Source organism: Bacteroides sp. OM08-11 (assembly GCF_003438665.1).
GTDB classification, from domain to species: Bacteria; Bacteroidota; Bacteroidia; order Bacteroidales; family Bacteroidaceae; genus Bacteroides; species Bacteroides cutis.
In genome coordinates this window covers 387564-410316 of the sequence record NZ_QSTJ01000004.1, presented here as the reverse complement: position 1 = coordinate 410316, position 22753 = coordinate 387564, and the positions used below count along the sequence as shown (strand labels likewise).

General features: G+C 41.1%; 21 protein-coding genes. 20 read left to right on the top strand and 1 reads right to left on the bottom strand.

Annotated features, from left to right (window positions below):
• Positions 1 to 127 precede the first annotated feature (127 nt).
• The 9 genes from DXC10_RS10165 to DXC10_RS10125 all read left to right on the top strand — a co-directional run bounded on the left by DXC10_RS10165 (position 128) and on the right by DXC10_RS10125 (position 9159).
• Complete coding sequence (locus DXC10_RS10165) at positions 128 to 379, top strand: hypothetical protein (protein ID WP_101544841.1); 252 nt, start codon at positions 128 to 130, stop codon at positions 377 to 379.
• A gap of 369 nt (positions 380 to 748) precedes the next feature.
• Positions 749 to 2245, top strand: coding sequence for a 2-isopropylmalate synthase (locus DXC10_RS10160; protein WP_101544844.1), 1497 nt, complete (start codon positions 749 to 751; stop codon positions 2243 to 2245).
• A gap of 97 nt (positions 2246 to 2342) precedes the next feature.
• Positions 2343 to 3740: a 3-isopropylmalate dehydratase large subunit gene (gene leuC / locus DXC10_RS10155; RefSeq protein WP_101544846.1), complete on the top strand. Its 1398-nt coding sequence runs from the start codon at positions 2343 to 2345 to the stop codon at positions 3738 to 3740.
• A 58-nt stretch (positions 3741 to 3798) separates the two neighbouring features.
• The gene (gene leuD, locus DXC10_RS10150; protein ID WP_101544849.1) at positions 3799 to 4398 is read left to right on the top strand and encodes a 3-isopropylmalate dehydratase small subunit; all 600 of its coding nucleotides are present in this window, start codon (positions 3799 to 3801) and stop codon (positions 4396 to 4398) included.
• On the top strand, positions 4388 to 5929 hold the full coding sequence (locus tag DXC10_RS10145) for an alpha-isopropylmalate synthase regulatory domain-containing protein (protein WP_101544852.1): 1542 nt from the start codon (positions 4388 to 4390) through the stop codon (positions 5927 to 5929). Before leuD ends, DXC10_RS10145 begins: the two co-directional genes overlap by 11 nt.
• 10 nt (positions 5930 to 5939) lie before the next feature.
• Positions 5940 to 6185, top strand: coding sequence for a hypothetical protein (locus DXC10_RS10140; RefSeq protein WP_101544854.1), 246 nt, complete (start codon positions 5940 to 5942; stop codon positions 6183 to 6185).
• Between the two features lie 6 nt (positions 6186 to 6191).
• Entirely contained in the window at positions 6192 to 7250 is a 1059-nt protein-coding gene (leuB, locus tag DXC10_RS10135; protein WP_101544857.1) for a 3-isopropylmalate dehydrogenase, read from the top strand.
• A 98-nt stretch (positions 7251 to 7348) separates the two neighbouring features.
• On the top strand, positions 7349 to 8299 hold the full coding sequence (gene cysK / locus DXC10_RS10130) for a cysteine synthase A (RefSeq protein WP_101544862.1): 951 nt from the start codon (positions 7349 to 7351) through the stop codon (positions 8297 to 8299).
• A gap of 11 nt (positions 8300 to 8310) precedes the next feature.
• Positions 8311 to 9159, top strand: a complete 849-nt coding sequence (locus DXC10_RS10125) for a lipopolysaccharide assembly protein LapB (RefSeq protein ID WP_101545119.1) — start codon at positions 8311 to 8313, stop codon at positions 9157 to 9159.
• A gap of 139 nt (positions 9160 to 9298) precedes the next feature.
• Here DXC10_RS10125 and recQ read toward each other — a convergent pair whose 3' ends face one another.
• Positions 9299 to 11110: a DNA helicase RecQ gene (gene recQ / locus DXC10_RS10120; protein WP_101544864.1), complete on the bottom strand. Its 1812-nt coding sequence runs from the start codon at positions 11108 to 11110 to the stop codon at positions 9299 to 9301.
• A 282-nt stretch (positions 11111 to 11392) separates the two neighbouring features.
• Here recQ and DXC10_RS10115 point away from each other — a divergent pair, with 282 nt between their 5' ends.
• From DXC10_RS10115 to groL, 11 genes are all read left to right on the top strand, one after another.
• On the top strand, positions 11393 to 11854 hold the full coding sequence (locus DXC10_RS10115; RefSeq protein ID WP_101544867.1) for an AraC family transcriptional regulator: 462 nt from the start codon (positions 11393 to 11395) through the stop codon (positions 11852 to 11854).
• 98 nt (positions 11855 to 11952) lie between these two features.
• A complete protein-coding gene (locus DXC10_RS10110) occupies positions 11953 to 14001 on the top strand; it encodes a dihydrofolate reductase (protein WP_101544869.1) in 2049 nt (682 codons plus the stop codon).
• Positions 14002 to 14160: 159 nt separating this feature from the next.
• The gene (locus tag DXC10_RS10105) at positions 14161 to 14823 is read left to right on the top strand and encodes a DNA alkylation repair protein (protein WP_117737802.1); all 663 of its coding nucleotides are present in this window, start codon (positions 14161 to 14163) and stop codon (positions 14821 to 14823) included.
• 101 nt (positions 14824 to 14924) lie between these two features.
• A complete protein-coding gene (locus DXC10_RS10100; protein WP_101544873.1) occupies positions 14925 to 15413 on the top strand; it encodes a Fur family transcriptional regulator in 489 nt (162 codons plus the stop codon).
• On the top strand, positions 15410 to 16681 hold the full coding sequence (locus DXC10_RS10095; RefSeq protein WP_101544875.1) for an adenylosuccinate synthase: 1272 nt from the start codon (positions 15410 to 15412) through the stop codon (positions 16679 to 16681). Before DXC10_RS10100 ends, DXC10_RS10095 begins: the two co-directional genes overlap by 4 nt.
• 144 nt (positions 16682 to 16825) lie before the next feature.
• The gene (locus DXC10_RS10090) at positions 16826 to 17521 is read left to right on the top strand and encodes a zinc metallopeptidase (protein ID WP_101544879.1); all 696 of its coding nucleotides are present in this window, start codon (positions 16826 to 16828) and stop codon (positions 17519 to 17521) included.
• Positions 17522 to 17888: 367 nt separating this feature from the next.
• Complete coding sequence (hisS, locus tag DXC10_RS10085; protein ID WP_101544882.1) at positions 17889 to 19250, top strand: histidine--tRNA ligase; 1362 nt, start codon at positions 17889 to 17891, stop codon at positions 19248 to 19250.
• 160 nt (positions 19251 to 19410) lie between these two features.
• A complete protein-coding gene (locus DXC10_RS16415; protein ID WP_180949226.1) occupies positions 19411 to 19569 on the top strand; it encodes a hypothetical protein in 159 nt (52 codons plus the stop codon).
• Between the two features lie 39 nt (positions 19570 to 19608).
• Positions 19609 to 20349: an EFR1 family ferrodoxin gene (locus tag DXC10_RS10075; RefSeq protein WP_101544887.1), complete on the top strand. Its 741-nt coding sequence runs from the start codon at positions 19609 to 19611 to the stop codon at positions 20347 to 20349.
• A gap of 204 nt (positions 20350 to 20553) precedes the next feature.
• Positions 20554 to 20826: a co-chaperone GroES gene (locus DXC10_RS10070; RefSeq protein WP_004290132.1), complete on the top strand. Its 273-nt coding sequence runs from the start codon at positions 20554 to 20556 to the stop codon at positions 20824 to 20826.
• Positions 20827 to 20866: 40 nt separating this feature from the next.
• The gene (gene groL / locus DXC10_RS10065; RefSeq protein WP_101544889.1) at positions 20867 to 22504 is read left to right on the top strand and encodes a chaperonin GroEL; all 1638 of its coding nucleotides are present in this window, start codon (positions 20867 to 20869) and stop codon (positions 22502 to 22504) included.
• The last annotated feature ends 249 nt before the right edge of the window (positions 22505 to 22753 follow it).

The window sequence follows — 22753 nt, the reverse complement described above, 5'->3', positions numbered from 1 at the left end:
GTAGTCGCCGTCTTAGAGGAAAGCCTCCATGTCGAAAGATGTGGGGGCTTTTTGTGTTTATAAGCGATAATTTACTATCTTTGTTCCCGAACTAATTTTTTTATCAACGTTTAAAGCAAATTGAAGTATGAAAACTAAAGTTTTATTGGCTGCTGTAGCGGTGGCATTTTCTTTCGCAGTAACATCCTGTGGTAACAAAAAAGCTGCTGAAGCTACCGATGCAACTGCTGATTCATGTTGTACAGCAAAAACAGAACAAGTATGTGATTCTGCCAAGACTTGTTGCCAAGCTGCTGACTCTGCTGCTTGCCCGAAGGCTGCTTGTGATGGCGCTAAGTGTGACAAACCTTGCGAAAAAGCAGCTTGTGACAAGAAGTAATTCAGGACTTTTATTGTACTGAGACATAGAGGATAGGTGTACTGAAAGGTACGCCTATTTTTGTGATATATTAGAGTGATAAATGAATGTTAGCTTATAAAATGATATTTATTTAGCAAAAAAAGTAACGAATTTGTTTGTGCACTACAAAATAATATCTACCTTTGTATCGTTAAAAATAAAAAGATAAGATGATTCGGAATTTTACATATATTCTACTGTGTGGTATTATTATTCTACTGGCAAAGTTTAGTGGAAGTGAGTGCTGTGCGTAAATATATGTGATATGAAACGATATACGAAAGCCTTTCTCACTTCCTGGTGTGAAAGGCTTTTTTAATGAAATATAAATCATAAATATAAGATGCAATGAGTGACAAGTTATTTATTTTCGACACAACGCTTCGTGATGGCGAACAGGTTCCGGGATGCCAGTTGAATACAGTAGAAAAAATTCAGGTAGCCAAACAATTGGAAGCTCTGGGAGTGGATGTGATAGAAGCAGGATTTCCGATTTCAAGTCCGGGAGATTTCAATTCGGTAATTGAAATCTCTAAAGCAGTGACATGGCCTACGATATGTGCCTTGACACGTGCCGTGCAGAAAGATATTGATGTGGCGGCAGAGGCTTTGCAATTTGCCAAGCATAAGCGTATTCATACCGGTATCGGGACTTCTGATTCGCACATTAAGTATAAATTCAATTCCAATCGTGAAGAGATTATAGAGCGTGCCGTTGCTGCCGTGAAATACGCCCGCAGATTTGTGGATGACGTGGAATTCTATGCCGAAGACGCAGGACGTACGGATAATGAATATTTGGCACGTGTGATTGAGGCGGTTATCAAAGCCGGAGCTACGGTAGTGAATATCCCTGATACGACAGGATATTGTTTGCCGGCAGAGTATGGGGCTAAAATCAAGTATTTGATGGAGAATGTGAACGGTATTCACAATGCCGTGATTTCCACTCACTGCCACAATGACTTGGGTATGGCTACTGCCAACACCATGGCAGGTGTGTTGAATGGTGCCCGTCAGGTGGAAGTTACTGTCAACGGTATCGGTGAACGTGCCGGTAATACTTCTCTTGAAGAGATTGCCATGATTATCAAATGCCATAAAGATATTGATATTGAGACTAATATCAATACACAGAAGATTTATCCGACCAGCCGTATGGTATCCAGTTTGATGAATATGCCGGTGCAGCCCAATAAGGCTATTGTAGGCCGTAATGCTTTTGCGCATTCGTCGGGCATTCATCAGGATGGTGTATTGAAGAATGTACAGACTTATGAAATTATTGATCCTCATGATGTGGGTATTGATGATAATTCGATTGTATTGACAGCACGTAGTGGACGTGCTGCACTGAAGAACCGTTTACAGATACTCGGTGTAAATTTGGAGCAGGATAAATTAGATAAAGTATATGAAGATTTTTTGAAACTTGCCGATAAAAAGAAAGATATCAATGACGATGATATCCTGGTCTTGGCAGGTGCCGACCGTACCCAGGATCACCGTATCAAATTGGAATATTTGCAGGTAACCAGTGGTGTGGGTGTACGTTCCGTAGCCAGTATAGGACTGAATATCTCCGGTGAGAAGTTTGAAGCCGCTGCCAGTGGAAACGGTCCCGTAGATGCGGCTATTAAAGCCCTGAAGAAAATCATCGACCGTCACATGACACTGAAGGAATTCACTATACAGGCTATCAGCAAGGGTAGTGATGATATGGGTAAGGTACACATGCAGGTAGAATATGATAATCGTATCTACTATGGTTTTGGCGCCAATACCGATATTATTGCTGCATCGGTAGAAGCTTATATCGACTGTATCAACAAATTTAAGATGTGAGGCAAAGAGGGAGTGATAAGGTGATAAGTGATAGAGTGGTAATCTTAATTTATGCCTTATATATTTCATAATTAATAATTAACTAATAATCGTTCTGATGAATACATTATTTGATAAAATCTGGGATGCACACGTGGTACAAAAAGTGAAAGATGGTCCCACGCAACTTTACATAGACCGTCTTTATTGTCATGAGGTAACGAGCCCGCAGGCTTTTGCCGGATTGCGTACACGCGGAATCAAATGTTTCCGTCCGGAAAAGATATTCTGTATGCCCGACCATAATACGCCGACACACGACCAGGATAAACCCATTGAAGACCCTATCTCGAAAACACAAGTCGATACTTTGGCTAAGAATGCCGAGGACTTCGGTTTGGAGCATTTCGGTATGATGGATAAGAGAAATGGAATTATCCATGTGGTGGGTCCGGAACGTGCTTTGACTTTGCCGGGTATGACAATTGTGTGCGGTGATTCGCATACTTCTACTCACGGTGCGATGGGAGCGGTGGCTTTCGGTATCGGCACGAGCGAGGTGGAGATGGTAATGGCTTCACAATGTATTCTTCAGACACGTCCGATGACGATGCGCATTACCGTTGACGGTAAGTTGGGGAAAGGAGTGACGGCGAAAGATATGGCACTGTATATGATGTCTAAAATGACAACAAGTGGTGCTACGGGATATTTTGTGGAGTATGCCGGAGAAGCAGTCCGTGACCTGACAATGGAGGGACGTCTGACGCTGTGCAATCTGAGTATAGAAATGGGCGCCCGTGGCGGTATGGTTGCTCCCGATGAAAAGACTTTTGCTTATATAAAAGGACGTGAATATGCTCCGGCCGGTGAAGCATGGGACAAAGCATTGGCTTATTGGAAAACATTGAAGAGCAACGACGATGCGGTGTTTGATAAAGAAGTTCGCTTTGATGCCGCAGATATTGAGCCGATGATTACATACGGTACCAATCCGGGCATGGGTATGGGAGTCACTCAACATATTCCCACTACTGAGGCTATGGGAGAAGCTGCAAAAGCCTCTTTTATGAAATCTATGAATTATATGGGTTTCCAACCGGGTGAATCGTTATTGGGCAAGAAGATTGACTATGTGTTTCTGGGAGCCTGTACAAATGGTCGTATTGAAGACTTCCGTGCTTTTGCTTCTGTTGTAAAAGGTCGTAAGAAAGCAGAAGGAGTAGTGGCATGGCTGGTTCCGGGTTCATGGATGGTGGATGCGCAAATCCGTGAAGAAGGTCTGGATAAGATACTGGAAGATGCGGGCTTTGCTATCCGCCAACCGGGTTGTTCGGCTTGTCTGGCTATGAACGATGATAAAGTGCCCAGCGGTAAATATGCGGTGTCTACCAGTAATCGTAACTTTGAAGGACGTCAAGGGCCTGGCTCACGCACGTTGCTGGCCAGCCCGCTGGTGGCTGCTGCGGCTGCTGTGACGGGAGTAATTACGGATCCAAGGGAATTGATTGAATGATGATTGGGGGATTGCACACTCAAAATCCCATTTACAAAACAATTTAATGATAAAAACAATGAAACAGAAATTTGATATTATCACCAGTACTTGTGTCCCTCTTCCTTTGGAGAATGTGGATACTGACCAGATAATTCCTGCACGTTTTTTGAAAGCAACTACCCGCGAAGAAAAATTCTTCGGTGATAACCTGTTCCGTGACTGGCGTTATAATCCGGATGGTTCATTAAATAAAAAATTCGTATTGAATAATCCTGCTTATAACGGGCAAATTCTTGTAGCTGGAAAGAACTTCGGTTCGGGGTCCAGTCGTGAACATGCTGCATGGGCGATAGCCGGATATGGCTTTCGTGTAGTAGTATCCAGTTTTTTCGCTGATATTCATAAAAATAATGAACTGAACAATTTTGTTCTTCCCGTCGTAGTAAGTGAGCTGTTCCTGAAAGAACTGTTTGATTCTATTGCTGCCGACCCTAAAACAGAGGTAGAAGTGAATTTGCCTGAACAAACCATTACTAATAAGGCTACAGGCAAGAAAGAATATTTTGAAATCAATGCCTATAAGAAACATTGTCTGATGAATGGATTGGACGATATTGATTTTCTACTGGAAAACAAAGATAAGATAGAAACTTGGGAGAAGAAAAATGAAGCATAACCATCCGAAGATAGAAATCATGGATACCACGCTTCGCGATGGTGAACAAACCAGCGGAGTATCTTTTGTACCTCATGAGAAGCTGATGATTGCCCGTCTGTTACTGGAAGAGTTGAAAGTAGATCGGGTGGAAGTAGCTTCTGCACGGGTATCCGAAGGTGAGTTTGATGCGGTCAGGATGATATGTGACTGGGCTGCACGCCGCAATATGCTGCCGAAGGTAGAAGTACTCGGTTTTGTGGACGGACGCACTTCGGTAGACTGGATACATGCTACCGGATGCCGTGTCATCAACCTGTTGTGCAAAGGTTCATTGAAGCATTGCAACTGTCAGTTGAAAAAGACTCCCGAGGAACATATTAAAGACATCTTGGCGGTGGTGGACTATGCCAACGAACAAGACATGGAAGTAAATATCTATCTTGAAGACTGGAGTAACGGTATGAAAGACTCGCCGGAATATGTCTTTCTGTTGATGGATGCGCTGGTTCAGACTAATATCAAACGTTATATGTTACCCGATACGTTGGGTATTCTGAACCCTTTGCAAGTCATCGGGTTCATGCGGAAGATGGTGAAACGTTATCCGCAAGCGCATTTTGATTTCCATGCACACAATGATTATGACCTTGCTGTGAGTAATGTGCTTGCTGCTGTGTTGAGCGGTTGTAAAGGTTTGCATACCACTATCAACGGTTTGGGCGAACGTGCCGGGAATGCCCCACTTGCCAGTGTACAGGCTATTCTCAAAGATCATTTCAACGCGATCACTAATATCGATGAAAACCGCCTGAACGATGTGAGCCGTGTGGTAGAATCTTATTCGGGCATCGTTATTCCTGCCAATAAACCGATTGTGGGTGAGAATGTGTTTACGCAGGTGGCAGGCGTACATGCTGATGGTGATAACAAGAGCAATCTTTACTGTAATGACCTGCTCCCCGAACGTTTCGGACGTAAGCGGGAATATGCTTTGGGTAAAAACAGTGGCAAGGCAAATATCCGTAAAAATCTGGAAGATTTGGGGTTACAGCTTGATGAGGATGCTATGCGTAAGGTTACCGAGCGTATCATCGAATTGGGCGATAAGAAAGAATTGGTGACACAAGAAGACTTACCCTATATTGTTTCTGATGTTTTGAAACATGGTGTGATGGATGAGCGGGTAAAACTGAAAAGTTATATTGTGAACTTGGCATACGGGCTGAAGCCTATGGCAACGCTAAAAATTGAAATCAACGGTAAAGAATATGAGGAAAGTTCTAGTGGAGACGGTCAATATGACGCTTTTGTTCGTGCGCTACGTAAGATATATAAAATAACTTTGGGGCGTAAGTTTCCGATGTTGACGAACTATGCAGTCTCCATCCCTCCCGGCGGACGTACTGATGCTTTTGTGCAAACGGTCATCACCTGGAGTTTTGAGGACAAGGTGTTTCGTACACGTGGATTGGATGCCGATCAGACGGAAGCTGCCATCAAGGCGACGGTGAAGATGCTGAATATAATTGAGGGGGAATACGGTAAATGAAATATTAATCATGACTTATAAAACAGTGAAAGATTATTTTGTAAGGAAACCTAATGCAAGCTATCTGTTTTTTGCTTGTGTAATATTTATGTTTCGTGTTTTTTTACACTGGTATGGTAGCGATGCACAGCTTGTCAATCTTTTAGATGTGATATGGACGCTTATGCTTACTGCCGGTTTTGTGTTTGGTGACCGTATTCGCCGTAAGAATAAAGCAATGAAAGATAAAATAGAAAATGAATTAAAAAAGGAATAAACCATTATGGATTTTAAAATTGCAGTATTGGCTGGTGATGGTATCGGCCCTGAGATTTCAGCCGTAGGTGTAGATGTGATGACGGCTGTTTGTGAGAAGTTCGGACACAAAGTGAACTATGAGTACGCTATCTGTGGCGCAGATGCTATTGATAAGGTGGGTGATCCATTTCCCGAAACAACCTATCAGGTTTGTAAGGATGCAGATGCCGTACTCTTCTCTGCCGTAGGCGATCCGAAATTTGATAATAACCCTACTGCTACAGTGCGTCCGGAACAGGGTTTGCTGGCTATGCGCAAGAAACTGGGTTTGTTTGCAAATATCCGTCCGGTACAAACTTTTAAATGTTTGCTTCATAAATCGCCGCTTCGTGCGGACTTGGTAGACGGTGCTGATTTTCTCTGTATCCGCGAACTTACCGGTGGTATGTATTTTGGTGAAAAATATCAGGACAATGATAAGGCTTACGATACCAATATGTACACCCGCCCCGAGATTGAACGTATCCTGAAAGTCGGTTTTGAATATGCCATGAAACGTAATAAACATCTGACTGTGGTAGACAAAGCCAATGTGCTTGCATCTTCCCGACTTTGGAGACAGATAGCTCAAGAAATGGCTCCCGACTATCCAGAAGTAACTACCGATTATATGTTTGTGGATAATGCCGCCATGAAGATGATTCAGGAACCGAAATTCTTCGATGTGATGGTTACGGAAAACACGTTCGGAGATATTTTGACTGATGAGGGTTCTTGTATCAGTGGCTCTATGGGATTGCTTCCGTCAGCTTCCACCGGTGAGAGTACTCCAGTATTTGAACCTATTCATGGTTCATGGCCTCAAGCCAAGGGATTGAACATAGCGAACCCGTTGGCACAAATACTTTCCGTGGCCATGTTGTTTGAGTATTTTGACCTGAAAGAAGAAGGCGCCCTTATACGTAAGGCAGTGGATGCTTCACTTGATGCTAATGTGCGTACACCGGAAATTCAGGTGGAAGGTGGCATTAAGTACGGTACCAAAGAAGTTGGTATGTGGATTGTGGATTATATAAAGCGCTAATCTTTATTAAGGAAATAAAGGAACACTCAGATTTTTCCTAACTTTGCGAGACTGCATCAAGAAATCTTGATGTGGTCTCTTTTATAAAAAGGATAATTATGGCAAAAATAGCAAATAATCTGACGGAACTCATCGGGCATACACCGTTGATGGAATTGGCCGGATACGGCCGTAAGTACGGACTGACAACAAACGTGATAGCCAAGTTGGAAGCTTTCAATCCGGCGGGCAGTGTAAAAGACCGTGTGGCACTTGCCATGATTGAAGACGCTGAAATGCGTGGAGTCTTGAAACCCGGTGCCACGATTATAGAACCGACCAGCGGAAATACAGGTGTGGGACTTGCAATGGTGGCTACTATCAAGGGATATCATCTTATATTGACTATGCCCGAAACGATGAGTGTCGAGCGGCGTAACCTGTTGAAAGCTTTGGGGGCGGAAATAGTGTTGACAGATGGCCTTGCTGGCATGGCCGGTTCTATATCCAAAGCGAAGGAACTAAGGGATGAAATACCCGGTTCCGTCATTTTGCAACAATTTGAGAACCCTTCTAATGCACGTATCCATGCACTTACCACTGGTGAGGAAATCTGGGAAGATACCGATGGAAAGGTAGATGTATTTGTAGCCGGGGTAGGTACGGGTGGTACGATATGTGGAGTTGCAGCAGCATTGAAGAAGCACAATCCTGATATTTATATTGTAGCAGTAGAACCTGCAGCATCGCCTGTTCTTGAAGGAGGAGAGGCGGCGGCGCATCGTATTCAGGGTATCGGAGCGAATTTTGTTCCCGCCATTTACGATGCTTCGTTGGTGGATGAGGTTATTCCCGTACCTGATGATGAAGCCATTCGCACTGGACGCGAACTTTCGTTAACCGAAGGACTTCTTGCGGGAATATCTTCCGGTGCAGCGGTTTATGCGGCAAGACTGTTGGCAGATCGTTCAGAGTTTGCAAACAAAATGATTGTTGCCTTGTTGCCCGATACGGGAGAAAGATATCTTTCAACCGAGTTATTTGCTTTTGATACCTATCCTTTGGATTGATAAACATGCCTATGAAGAAATTTATTTTTTCTTTCCTGTTAGCAGGAATAATGGTGGCTTCTGCGTATTCGCAGACATACGGGGAGCTTTGTGAACGTGCTATAACCTGTACGGACCAGGACAGTTTGACACAGGCGGAAACCTATATCCGTGAAGCTCTGAAATTAGATCCCGCTAATCCTCATAATGCTTTACTCTTCTCCAATCTTGGAACAATACAGCGTCAACAGCGAAAATATGAACAGGCGCTGGAGTCCTATTCTTTAGCCTTGAATATTGCTCCACGTACTGTACCCATCCTGCTGAACCGTGCGGCAATATATATGGAGCTGGGTAAGAATGATTTAGCTCGTGTGGACTATTCGTTGGCGCTGGATATAGAGAAGGATAATGAAGAAGCCTTGTTGATGCGTGCTTACATCTATATGCGGCAGCGTGATTATGAAATGGCGCGTGCAGATTACGTACGTCTCTTGAAACTAAATCCTGGAAGTTATAATGGTCGTTTAGGGTTGGCTACTCTGGAACAGAAGGAAGGTAAATATGAAGCCGCACTTACTATTCTGGACGGCATGATTGCCGGAAAAACGGATACGTCACAAGATACAAACTCTCAAAGTGCAATATTATATATTGCCCGTGCCGGAGTAGAGAAGGATTTGAACCATGCCGATTTGGCGTTGATGGACTTGGAAGAAGCTATTCGTTTGGATGCATCGCAAGCTGAAGCCTATTTGATAAGAGGGGAGATTTATCTTTCCTTGAAGAAAAAAGAGCTAGCCAAGCGTGACTTTGAAAAGGCCATATCACTGGGGGTGCCTCATGCAGAATTACGGACGTTACTTTTGAAATGTAAATAGGAATATGCTTTATTACAGATATTGTATTTACTCTTTTTGTTGACATTTCTGTCTATGAGTATAAACCAATGCAATCGGTTTTGTCCGGAATGTACGAATGTTATAAATCTTCTTCCTTTCACTTGATTTTTAACGGATATCATACGAATTTCTGTATCAGATTGATAAAATCCTTTCCATATTTCTTTTTCTTATATTCTCCAATTCCACTGATATTTCCAAATTCTTCGATAGTGGTTGGACGGGAAGTGCTGAGCAAATGTAATACTTTATCAGACAAGACGATATAGGCAGGCAACGCTTCTTGGTCAGCCAATCTTTTACGGAGTGCACGCAACGCTTCCAACAAATCTTCGTTTTCTGTATTCGACAAGTTAAAAGGCAGTTCTTTAGAGGAAATCGTTGTTTTTCGTTTATGTCCTCGTGGAGTTTCAATCACTTTCTCCCGGCGGATGACAACAAGTTCTGCACTTGTCCTTCCAAATAGTACATCGTTTCCAATTGGTGTGATTTTTAAATGGTTATTCTCATTATAAGCTATTTCGAAGTATCCTATTTGTAACATTTGTAACAGATAATCATGCCAGTCACGAGCAGGAATTTCACGTCCGGCTGCAAAGGTTTTTAGATTATGATATCCTTTTCCTATGACATCAGGAGTCATATTCCCTCTTAGTATATCTACCAGAACACCAGTACTTATTTGTTGCTCTGTACGCGCAATGGCACTTAAAGCTTTCTGTACGATGATAGTTCCGTCAAAGCGTTTGGGAGGATTTTTGCATATATCACAGTTACCGCAGTCATGGTCGACTGTCTCTCCGAAATAGCTCAATAAAATTCGGCGACGGCAGATATCCGATTCTGCATATTGCTGCATGCGTTGCAATTTTTCTAAATTGATACTTTTCCGACCACTTTCAGTAGCAAACTTTGTCAGCAAAATCAGGTCTGCCAATGAGTAAAATAGGAGAGTGTCACTGGGAAGTCCGTCACGTCCGGCACGGCCTATCTCTTGATAGAAACTTTCAATACTTTTGGGTAAATTGTAATGAATTATCCATCGGACATTACTTTTATCTATTCCCATACCGAAGGCGATGGTGGCACATATTACTTGTACACGGTCATTGATAAAATCATTCTGAGCTTCATCCCGTTTGGTTGGTGACAGGCCGGCGTGGTAGATGGTAGTACGGATACCTTGTTTTTGTAATATTTGTGCAATTTTTTCCGTATTGCTACGGCTCATACAATAAATTATGCCGTTTGTTCCGGGATGTCTGGCTATAAAGTCAATAATTATCTTAGTTTTTTCTTTCTGTTGATACCCTCGTTTTACAGTGAGACTGAGATTTGGACGATCAAAAGAGGATATAAATATACGGGGGTGGTTTAGGTGAAGTTGTTTAATTATGTCTTCGCGGGTTATTTTATCTGCTGTTGCTGTCAGTGCGATGATAGGAACATGAGGAAACTGATCATGTAGTATTCCGAGTTGTGTATATTCTGGACGGAAATCGTGCCCCCATTGTGAGATACAGTGTGCTTCATCAACGGCAAACAGTGATATCTGCATATCCCTCAGTAAATGGTTTGCTTCGGCTATCAATTTCTCGGGAGAAATATATAGTAACTTCAGCTTACCTTCCATACACGCACGACGTAGAGCGGCGTTTTCTGTTTCATCATTGGTGCTGTTTAGTGCACCGGCAACAATGCCGTTGGCACAAAGTGTTTCAACTTGGTCTTTCATCAGAGAAATTAGTGGAGAAACCACTACTGCAGTACCCTCACATAACATGGCAGGCAACTGGTAACAGATGGATTTTCCACCGCCTGTAGGCATTAGGACAAGTGCGTCTTTACGGTTTAGAAGATGGCAGATGATATCTTCCTGGAGCGGGCGGAAATTGTCGTAACCGAAATAAGTCTTGAGGGTTTGTAACATAATTGATAATAGTATATTTCTCTCGGCAAAGGTACATTAATTATTGTATATGATACAAGATGTGATGTGTGTTGATTTGATAGAATAATTCTACTGTAATAAGTTAAATAATCTTATTAATTGATAGAAGCCACTTTCTTTCAATCTTTTTCGTTGTTTATATATTGAAAATATGTACGGGAAAAGTTGCGTATTAAAAAAAAATGTCAGACTTTTGTAAAATCTAAAGGAAAATCCTTTAAATATTCCATTTGTGAACAAAAACCCTAACCAGTTAATTCAATGAGTGATTTAGAAAACAAAGCACAGGAAGAAGCTTCGAAGAAGCGTCCCTATAACCTGCGTGAGAAAAAAGAAAAAAAGGCTGCCTACCGATCATTGATCCGTCCGGAATTGGCAGATGAATTGTATGACAATATCATGAATATTGTTGTAATGCAGAAGAAGTACAGAGATCCCAATTATTCAGCAAAGGATTTGGCTAAAGAGTTACAGACCAATACCCGTTATTTGTCAGCTGTTGTAAATTCCCGTTTTGGTATGAATTATTCTTGTCTGTTGAATGAATATAGAGTGAAAGATGCTTTACATTTATTGACAGATAAGAGATATGCTGACAAAAATGTGGAAGAAATCAGTACGATGGTTGGTTTTGCCAATCGTCAATCTTTTTATGCTGCATTTTACAAATATGTAGGAGAAACTCCTAACGGATACCGTAAAAGACATGCTCTGAAGAAATAATGTTGTGAAGTTAAATGTATGAAAGGAAATATTTCGGAATATGTGTTCTGAAGTACTTCCTTTTATCATTTTAATACTAATTACATCCTCCCCGACACATGAAAAAACAACTAATTTTTATGGTAGCCGCCTTGTCTTTGTTGACAGCTTGTGGTGGAGTACCGAAAAATTCTGCCGAGGCAGACAAATTTGATTATACAGTGGAACAATTTGCAGACTTACAGATTTTACGTTATTGCGTACCAGGCTTCGAGGACTTATCCCTCAAACAAAAAAAATTGGTTTATTACCTTACGGAAGCTGCCTTACAGGGACGTGATATACTTTTTGACCAAAACGGAAAATATAATTTGAGAATTCGTCGGATGCTTGAAGCTGTTTATATCGGATATACTGGTGACAAGAATATACCTGACTTTAAGGCAATGGAAGTGTATTTGAAACGGGTATGGTTCTCCAATGGCATTCATCATCATTATGGTAGTGAGAAGTTTGTGCCGGGATTTTCTCCCGAATTCTTTAAACAAGTTTTACAAAGTGTAGATACCTCTACATTGCCGCTTGACGAAGGGCAGACGGTGGAGCAGCTTTGTGATGAAATCTTTCCCGTAATCTTTGATCCTCAAGTGATGCCGAAACGCGTAAATCAGGCAGTCGGTGAAGATTTGGTTTTGACTTCTGCTGGAAACTATTATGATGGTGTCACTCAGAAAGAAGCTGAAGCTTTTTATGGTGCGATGAAAGACCCGAAGGAAGAGACGCCAATCTCTTATGGAATGAATAGCCGTTTGGTGAAGAAAGACGGTAAAATTCAAGAGAAAGTATGGAAAGTGGGCGGCCTTTACAGTCCGGCTATTGAGAAGATTGTATATTGGTTGAAGAAGGCGGAAGGTGTTGCTGAGACTCCTGAACAGAAAGCTGTTATAACCAAATTAGTCGAGTTTTATGAAACCGGCGATTTAAAAGCGTTTGATGAATACGCTATCCTTTGGGTGAAGGATTTGAATTCGCGCGTTGATTTTGTTAATGGTTTTACCGAGAGTTATGGTGATCCGCTTGGCATGAAAGCCAGTTGGGAGAGTTTGGTGAACTTTAAAGATTTGGATGCCACCCACCGTACAGAGCTGATCAGCAACAATGCACAGTGGTTTGAAGATAATTCACCTGTTGAAAAACAGTTTAAAAAAGAAAAGGTAAAAGGAGTTTCCGCTAAAGTGATTACAGCTGTTATTTTGGCGGGGGATTTATATCCGGCTACAGCCATTGGCATCAACCTGCCTAATGCGAACTGGATACGTAGCCAGCACGGCTCTAAATCAGTGACTATCGGAAATATTACGGATGCCTATAATAAAGCTGCTCATGGGAATGGCTTTAACGAAGAATTTGTGTATAGCGATGCTGAATTGCAACTGATTGATAAGTATGCTGACCTCACAGGTGAACTGCATACAGACTTGCACGAATGTTTAGGACACGGTTCTGGTAAATTGCTTCCGGGTGTTGACCCTGATGCTTTGAAAGCTTATGGTTCTACTATTGAAGAGGCACGTGCCGATTTGTTTGGACTTTACTATGTAGCTGATCCAAAACTGGTGGAATTGGGGCTGATTCCGAATGTAGATGCTTATAAGGCTGAATACTATACGTATTTGATGAACGGTTTAATGACACAGCTTGTACGCATTGAACCGGGGAATACTGTGGAAGAAGCTCACATGCGTAATCGTCAGCTCATAGCCCGTTGGGTGTTCGAAAAAGGTGCTGCCGATAAAGTGGTGGAATTGGTGAAAAGAGATGGAAAGACGTATGTGGTAGTAAATGATTATGGGAAGCTCCGTAGTTTGTTTGGTGAATTACTTGCTGAGATACAGCGTATCAAGTCTACCGGCGATTTTGTAGCTGCCCGTGATTTAGTGGAAACATACGCAGTGAAGGTAGATCCTGTGTTACATGCAGAAATTCTGGAACGTTACAAGAAGCTGAACCTGGCTCCTTATAAAGGGTTTGTCAATCCTAAGTATGAAGCGGTGAAGAATGATAAGGGTGAGATTATTGATGTCAAAGTAACTTATGAAGAAGGTTATACTGAACAGATGTTGCGTTACAGTAAGGACTATTCTGTGTTACCATCGATAAATAATTGAATGATAATTGGAAAGTAGTAAAGTGATAATGTGATAAGGGAATATGTTGCCGTGTAATTGCTTTTCTAAATATGTGCGATCTTGTTGTCAGAGTAATACTTTACAATTATGTCCTATCATCTTATCACGTTTAAGCGAGGTTTTGTTAAACTCCCATTTATGGAATTACAAGAACAACTCAAAGAAATAAAAAAACAACTTCGTCTCTCTATGAACGGAGTTGTTTCTCAAAGTATGCGTGAAAAAGGGTTAGTATACAAGCTGAATTTCGGTGTGGAACTTCCCCGCATCAAGAGTATTGCCACTGGTTTTGAGAAAGATCATGCTTTGGCACAAGCTCTTTGGAAAGAAGATATTCGTGAATGTAAAATTATGGCAGCATTACTTCAACCGATAGATAGTTTCTTTCAGGAGATAGCTGATATATGGGTGGAAGATATCCATAATGTTGAGATTGCGGAACTAACCTGTATGAACCTTTTTCAAAACTTGCCATATGCTCCTGCCAAGTCCCTTCAATGGATCGCAGATGAGAGGGAATATGTGCAAATATGTGGATTTCTCACTATTGCCCGTCTGCTGATGAAGAAAGGAGATATGAACCAACGTGTTGAGAATGAATTTCTTGACCAGGCAGTTACCGCTTTTTTGTCTGGTTCCTATCATGTACGTAATGCAGTTATGGTTGCTGTTCGTCGCTTTATGCAACACAGTGAAGAAAATGCTTTTCTGGTTTGCCGAAGAGTAGAGGAAATGAAAAATTCTTCTTCTGAAGCCGAACTGCTGCTTTATGATATGGTGAGGGAAGAAGTCAATTTGTGAGAAATGTGCCAGTATCACATTGCCACATTTATTTCTTGTTTTTTGCTTGCTTTCCACAAAAAAGGTTTAACTTTGTTGGCTGTAAAAAACTGTGCCGCTAAATGGAAAGTCAGAATGTGAAAGATACAGTTAGGCAGATATTCACTGAGTATCTCAATGCGAACGGGCATCGCAAGACTCCCGAACGTTATGCCATACTTGATACTATTTATTCCATAGACGGTCATTTTGATATTGACACGCTCTATTCACTGATGGCGGATCAGGAAAATTTTCGTGTGAGTCGTGCTACACTTTACAATACTATAATACTTCTTATCAATGCTCGTCTGGTCATCAAACACCAGTTTGGGAATTCCTCTCAATATGAAAAAAGTTATAACCGCGATACACACCATCATCAGATCTGTACGCAGTGTGGTAAGGTTACTGAGTTTCAGAACGAGGAGTTGCAACATGCCATTGGGAATACTAAGTTGAGTCGCTTTAACCTGACACACTATTCATTGTATATGTATGGATTGTGTAGTAAATGCGACCGGGTCAATAAGAGGAAAATGAAGAATAATAACCATAAGAAAGAAAAATGAAAGTAGACATTCTATTAGGATTACAATGGGGCGACGAGGGTAAAGGCAAAGTCGTTGATGTATTAACTCCAAGATACGATGTTGTGGCTCGTTTTCAGGGAGGACCCAATGCTGGTCATACATTGGAGTTTGAAGGCCAGAAGTACGTACTTCGTTCGATTCCTTCGGGAATTTTCCAAGGTGACAAGGTAAATATTATCGGTAATGGTGTGGTACTTGATCCTGCTCTCTTTAAAGGAGAAGCTGAAGCACTGGAAGCAACAGGTCACAATTTGAAGGAACGTTTGCATATTTCCAAGAAAGCACATCTTATATTGCCGACTCATCGTATTTTGGATGCTGCTTATGAAGCCGCTAAGGGAGATGCTAAAGTAGGAACTACTGGTAAGGGTATCGGCCCCACTTATACTGACAAGGTGAGTCGTAACGGTGTGCGAGTGGGAGATATTTTGCATGACTTTGATAAGAAATATGCGGCTGCCAAGGCACGTCACGAGCAAATTCTGAAGAGTATGAACTATGAATATGATTTGACGGAACTTGAAAAAGCCTGGTTTGAAGGTATTGAATACCTGAAGCAGTTTCAATTGGTGGACAGTGAACACGAAATAAACGGTTTGTTAGCTTCCGGTAAGTCTGTATTGTGCGAGGGTGCGCAAGGCACAATGCTCGATATCGATTTCGGATCTTATCCGTTCGTGACTTCTTCCAATACGATTTGTGCAGGCGCTTGTACAGGTTTGGGGGTAGCTCCTAATAAGATTGGCGAAGTATATGGTATCTTTAAGGCATACTGTACACGTGTAGGTGCAGGTCCTTTTCCGACTGAGTTGTTTGACGAGACAGGTGATCAAATTTGTACATTGGGACACGAATTCGGTTCAGTAACCGGACGTAAGCGCCGTTGCGGATGGATTGACTTGGTGGCATTAAAGTATGCCGTTATGATAGATGGAGTTACCAAACTGATAATGATGAAGAGTGATGTACTTGATTCTTTTGAAACGATCAAAGCTTGTGTGGCTTATAAAGTAAATGGGAAAGAAATTGAATACTTTCCCTACGATATAACTGACGGTGTTGAACCGGTTTACGTAGAATTACCGGGTTGGCAGACTGATATGACAAAGATGCAGAGTGAAGATGAGTTTCCAGAGGAATTCAATGCTTACTTGTCTTTCCTGGAAGAGCAACTGGGTGTTCCTATCAAGATAGTATCAGTAGGTCCTGACCGTGAACAGACTATTGAACGTTATACCGGAGAATAAATAAACTACTCATAATTTTTTAATTCTTCCTAAAAGATGAGGGAAACTGTGGGAATGCTCACGGTTTCCCTTTATTTTTGGCAAACAATTTGTTATACTATTACAAACGACACAATTTATTTACTTATTTAAAAGAAGAAGATTATGACAACAGGAATGATAGGAATGCAATGGATTATCTTTATTGGTATAGCCGTTATCAGTTGGTTAGTGCAGATGAATCTGCAAAATAAATTCAAGAAATACTCTAAAATTCCTACAGGTAACGGAATGACTGGCCGTGATGTAGCATTGAAGATGTTGCATGACAATGGAATTTACGATGTTACTGTAACACATACTCCGGGACACCTGACAGACCATTACAATCCAGCCAATAAGACAGTGAATTTAAGTGAGGGTGTATACGAAAGTAATAGTATCATGGCTGCTGCGGTTGCTGCCCACGAATGTGGACATGCTGTTCAGCATGCACGTGCATACGCTCCGCTCACGATGCGTAGCAAGTTGGTGCCGGTGGTATCGTTTGCTTCTAACATTATGACGTGGATTTTATTGGCGGGTATCTTGATGCTGAATACCTTTCCGCAGTTGTTGCTTGCTGGTATCATCTTGTTTGCAATGACTACCTTGTTCAGTTTCATCACCTTACCTGTGGAAATTAATGCAAGTAAGCGTGCATTGGTATGGTTGAACAATTCGGGTATTACCAATTCTTATAACCATGCTCAGGCCGAGGATGCGCTTCGTTCTGCCGCTTATACGTATGTGGTAGCTGCTTTGGGCTCTTTGGCAACCCTGATTTATTATATTATGATTTTTCTGGGACGCAGAGACTAAGTTTTGTCTATGTGTAGAGAGGCAAAACAGACCATCCATTTGACTCAAATGGATGGTCTGTTTTCTTATTCCTGATATGGTGACTGCCAGGACTATTTGTCATTGAAGTTTTTGATTATTTGCTTGCTTGGGATATTTTCTTTTTTCTCAAATTCATCGTTACGGGTAAATTGTACTCATTTAAAACTGATACCACATAGTAATAGTGAGCAGAATTAAGATTAATTTTTTTCATAAATGTATCGTTTAAAGTTGACTTTTGCTTGTTTTTGTACAAGAGTGATTGTACAAAGGTAAATATTCTCTTTTCTTAATCAAGAAATTACCGTAACTTTGTCGACCGATTTAAAAAATAATTGAACCGAATATGGCAGCAAAACCTAGTATTCCGAAAGGAACTCGTGACTTTTCGCCTGTTGAAATGGCGAAACGTAACTATATATTTAATATAATTCGTGATGTATATCATCTTTATGGTTTCCAGCAGATAGAGACACCTTCAATGGAAATGCTTACTACTTTGATGGGGAAATACGGTGATGAAGGTGATAAGTTACTGTTTAAGATACAGAATTCCGGTGATTATTTCTCCGGTCTGACTGATGAAGAATTGTTGAGCCGTAATGCTGCTAAACTTGCTGGTAAGTTCTGTGAGAAAGGTTTGCGTTATGATCTCACTGTACCTTTCGCCCGCTATGTAGTGATGCATCGTGATGAAATAACGTTTCCTTTCAAACGTTATCAGATACAGCCCGTTTGGCGTGCCGACCGTCCGCAGAAAGGACGTTACCGTGAGTTTTATCAGTGTGATGCCGATGTTGTGGGTAGTGACTCTTTGTTGAACGAAGTAGAGTTGATGCAAATTGTGGATAGCGTGTTTACACGTTTCGGTATTCGTGTTTGTATCAAGATTAATAATCGTAAGATATTGAGTGGCATTGCCGAGATTATCGGTGAATCAGATAAGATTGTAGATATTACTGTAGCCATTGACAAACTGGATAAAATTGGCTTAGATAATGTCAATGCCGAATTGCAGGAGAAAGGTATCAGTGATGAGGCCATTGCCAAGTTACAACCAATCATCCTGTTGAGTGGTAGTAACGAAGAGAAACTTGTTACTTTAAAGCAGGTACTTGCCAACAGTGAAATAGGTTTGAAGGGGGTGGAAGAAAGTGAATTTATTCTTTCTACCTTGAAGAACCTTGGGCTGAAAAATGAATTGGAACTTGATTTGACTCTGGCCCGTGGCTTGAACTACTACACCGGTGCCATTTTTGAAGTAAAAGCGCTCGATGTACAAATTGGAAGTATCACCGGCGGAGGTCGTTACGATAATCTGACTGGCGTATTCGGTATGGCTGGTGTTAGCGGTGTCGGTATTTCTTTTGGTGCCGATCGTATCTTCGATGTGTTGAATCAACTTGACCTGTATCCTAAAGAAGCTGTAAACGGTACACAACTCTTGTTTATCAATTTTGGTGATAAAGAAGCTGCTTTCTCCATGAAAGTGCTTGCACAGGTACGTGCTGCAGGTATCCGCGCTGAAATCTTTCCTGATTCCAGTAAAATGAAGAAGCAGATGGGATATGCCAATTCTAAAACTATTCCGTTTGTTGCTTTAGTGGGTGAGAATGAGATGAATGAAGGAAAGGTTACGTTGAAGAACATGGAGACCGGTGAACAGAAACTTGTCTCTCCCGAGCAGTTGATTAGCGAACTGAGTTAATAAAAAATGAAATACATTTAAAAAGGAGCACAAAATAGCTCCTTTTTTTGTATATTTATGGCACAAAATAGGACGAACGATATTTTTTTGTTCTACTTGTGTAGGATAAATGTAAAATCTTACTCCTATTTTTGCAATGACAATAAAAAAGGAGGTTCTTATGGTTTCCATTGAATACAAACAAGAAAAGCACAATGCCCTCGTCAGTTTTTTGATGATTGTCATAGCATTGCTGTTTCTACTTTACATGGGTAGTTCGCTGGTACATTCTACAAAAACGTTCTGGGAGAGTTATTCGATTGAGGAGTTACTGGATTAAAAGTAACTGTAATATTTTTCATATACATAATTCTAATGCATGATACTCTATTTTACCGGAACTGGAAATTCTCGTTGGGTTGCCCAACAACTGGCAGAGGCTACAAACGATACAATAATTAATATTGCCGACTGTTTGAAACAGGAAGTATTACCTGAAGATTTGATAAACGAAGAAAAGGTCGGTATTGTTTTTCCGGTACATGCATGGTATGTGCCACGTGTAATTATTGGTTTCTTATCAAATCTTCAGTTTCCTCATTGCCAATATCGTTATGCGATATGTACGTGTGGTGATGATATGGGGAAGGGGATGAATCGTCTGGCAAAGCATTTCCCTTTGGATGCTGCTTGGTCTGTTGCTATGCCCAATACGTATATTCCGATGTTTAATCTCGATGATGATGAACTTTGTCGTAAAAAGATAGAGAATGCACGGCAGATGATTGTTTCCGTTGCAGCGGCTGTGCTCGAACAGAAAAAGGTGTGGAAAGTGAATGAGGGTGGTGCCGCATGGCTTAAAACATATATCATAAATCCATTATTTGTTCGTTTTACAATCAATCACAAGGGATTTCATGTAGATGAGGGATGCATATCTTGTGGAATATGTGATAAGGTTTGTCCGGTGGAGAATATCAGGCAGGTAGACGGACATCCGATGTGGGGAAATCAATGTATTCATTGCATGGCTTGTGTACATGCTTGTCCTCAGCAGGTGATTCAGTATAGAAAAACAACACAGAAAAAAGGCCGTTATCGGTTGGCAGATTATCTGTAGGTTTTCTTGAAAAAGCCTGATTGAATTTTTCTTCTATTTTTCGGATTTTCCTATATTTGTCTTATCCTTTGCCATTTTGTCAGTATTTATCTGCCAAACAAACAGTTTTCCATTTTGGCATAGTTTTCGTAAGTCCTTTATCGCTTATTTAAAGCAAAATTACTATAACATGTATAATGTATAACATATTAAAGCAAAAAAACTATGAACATTAAACCATTGGCAGACAGAGTGTTGATACTCCCTGCACCTGCAGAAGAAAAGACAATTGGCGGTATCATTATTCCTGATACAGCAAAAGAAAAGCCATTAAAGGGTGAAGTTATTGCAGTAGGCAACGGAACAAAAGATGAAGAAATGGTGTTGAAGGTTGGTGATACTGTACTGTACGGTAAATATGCCGGAACAGAACTGGAAGTTGAAGGAACTAAATACCTCATTATGCGTCAAAGTGATGTGCTCGCTGTTTTGGGATAATTTGTAATTAGTATTCATTATTAGTAAATAGATAAACATTATGGCAAAAGAAATATTATTTAATATCGATGCCCGTGACCAATTGAAGAAAGGGATCGATACATTGGCAAATGCAGTAAAAGTAACTCTTGGCCCTAAAGGACGTAACGTAATTATCGAGAAGAAATTTGGTGCTCCCCACATTACAAAGGATGGTGTGACGGTTGCCAAAGAGGTTGAATTGGCTGATGCATACCAAAATACCGGTGCGCAGCTTGTAAAGGAGGTTGCTTCCAAGACAGGCGACGATGCTGGTGACGGTACAACAACTGCTACTGTATTAGCTCAGGCTATTGTAGCCGAAGGCTTGAAGAATGTAACCGCCGGTGCAAGCCCAATGGATATCAAACGTGGTATTGATAAGGCTGTTGCCAAAGTGGTAGAATCTATAAAGAGTCAGGCCGAAAAGGTAGGTGACAATTACGATAAGATTGAACAGGTTGCTTCTGTATCTGCCAACAATGATCCGGTTATCGGTAAGTTGATTGCAGATGCAATGCGTAAAGTTTCTAAGGATGGTGTTATCACTATTGAGGAAGCTAAAGGTACTGATACTACAATTGGTGTAGTGGAGGGTATGCAGTTCGATCGTGGTTATCTCTCTGCTTATTTCGTAACCAATACGGAGAAGATGGAGTGCGAAATGGAAAAGCCGTACATTTTGATTTACGACAAAAAAATTTCTAATCTGAAAGATTTCTTGCCTATCCTTGAACCGGCTGTGCAGACAGGGCGTCCTCTGTTAGTAATTGCGGAAGATGTAGATAGCGAGGCCTTGACTACATTGGTTGTAAATCGTCTGCGTTCTCAGTTGAAGATTTGTGCTGTGAAGGCTCCGGGCTTTGGCGACCGTCGTAAAGAAATGTTGGAAGATATTGCGGTATTGACTGGTGGTGTTGTTATTAGCGAAGAAAAAGGCTTGAAATTGGAACAGGCAACTATTGAAATGTTGGGTACTGCCGATAAAGTCACTGTTTCTAAAGATAACACAACCATCGTAAACGGTGCTGGTGCTAAAGAAAATATCAAGGAACGTTGCGAACAAATCAAAGCCCAAATAGCTGCTACTAAATCCGATTATGATAAGGAAAAGTTGCAGGAACGTCTGGCTAAGTTGTCTGGTGGTGTGGCTGTTCTTTATGTAGGTGCGGCTTCTGAAGTTGAAATGAAGGAAAAGAAAGATCGCGTAGACGATGCTTTGCGTGCAACGCGTGCTGCTATTGAAGAAGGTATTGTTGCAGGTGGTGGTGTGGCCTATATTCGTGCATTGGATGCTCTTGAAGGTTTGCAAGGTGAAAATGCTGATGAGACTACAGGTATTGATATCATTAAACGTGCCATTGAGGAACCGTTACGTCAGATTGTTGCCAATGCCGGTAAAGAGGGTGCTGTTGTCGTACAGAAAGTACGTGAAGGTAAAGCTGATTTCGGATATAACGCCCGTACTGATGTTTATGAAAATCTGCATGCGGCCGGTGTAGTAGATCCTGCCAAAGTGACTCGTGTGGCTCTTGAAAATGCAGCTTCTATTGCAGGTATGTTCTTGACTACTGAATGTGTGATTGTAGAAAAGAAAGAAGACAAACCTGAAATGCCGATGGGCGCTCCTGGAATGGGAGGTATGGGTGGAATGATGTAATAATTGTTTTTTCCCTGATTTCTGAATTAAATAAAGTGACTGCGGTATCTTATAGAGACACCGCAGTTTTTTTATTCTCTTTTCCTTGATATATGTCAATATAAATCGTGTAAAATTACAAAACTGTTACAAAAGTAATTAAATCCTATATCTTTTGTTTGATTTTAGTGTTATCCAACTTTAAAACGGTATCTTTATATTTCATGGAGATAACCTGATCAACAACTATTAACCTTTTTTAATTTGGAA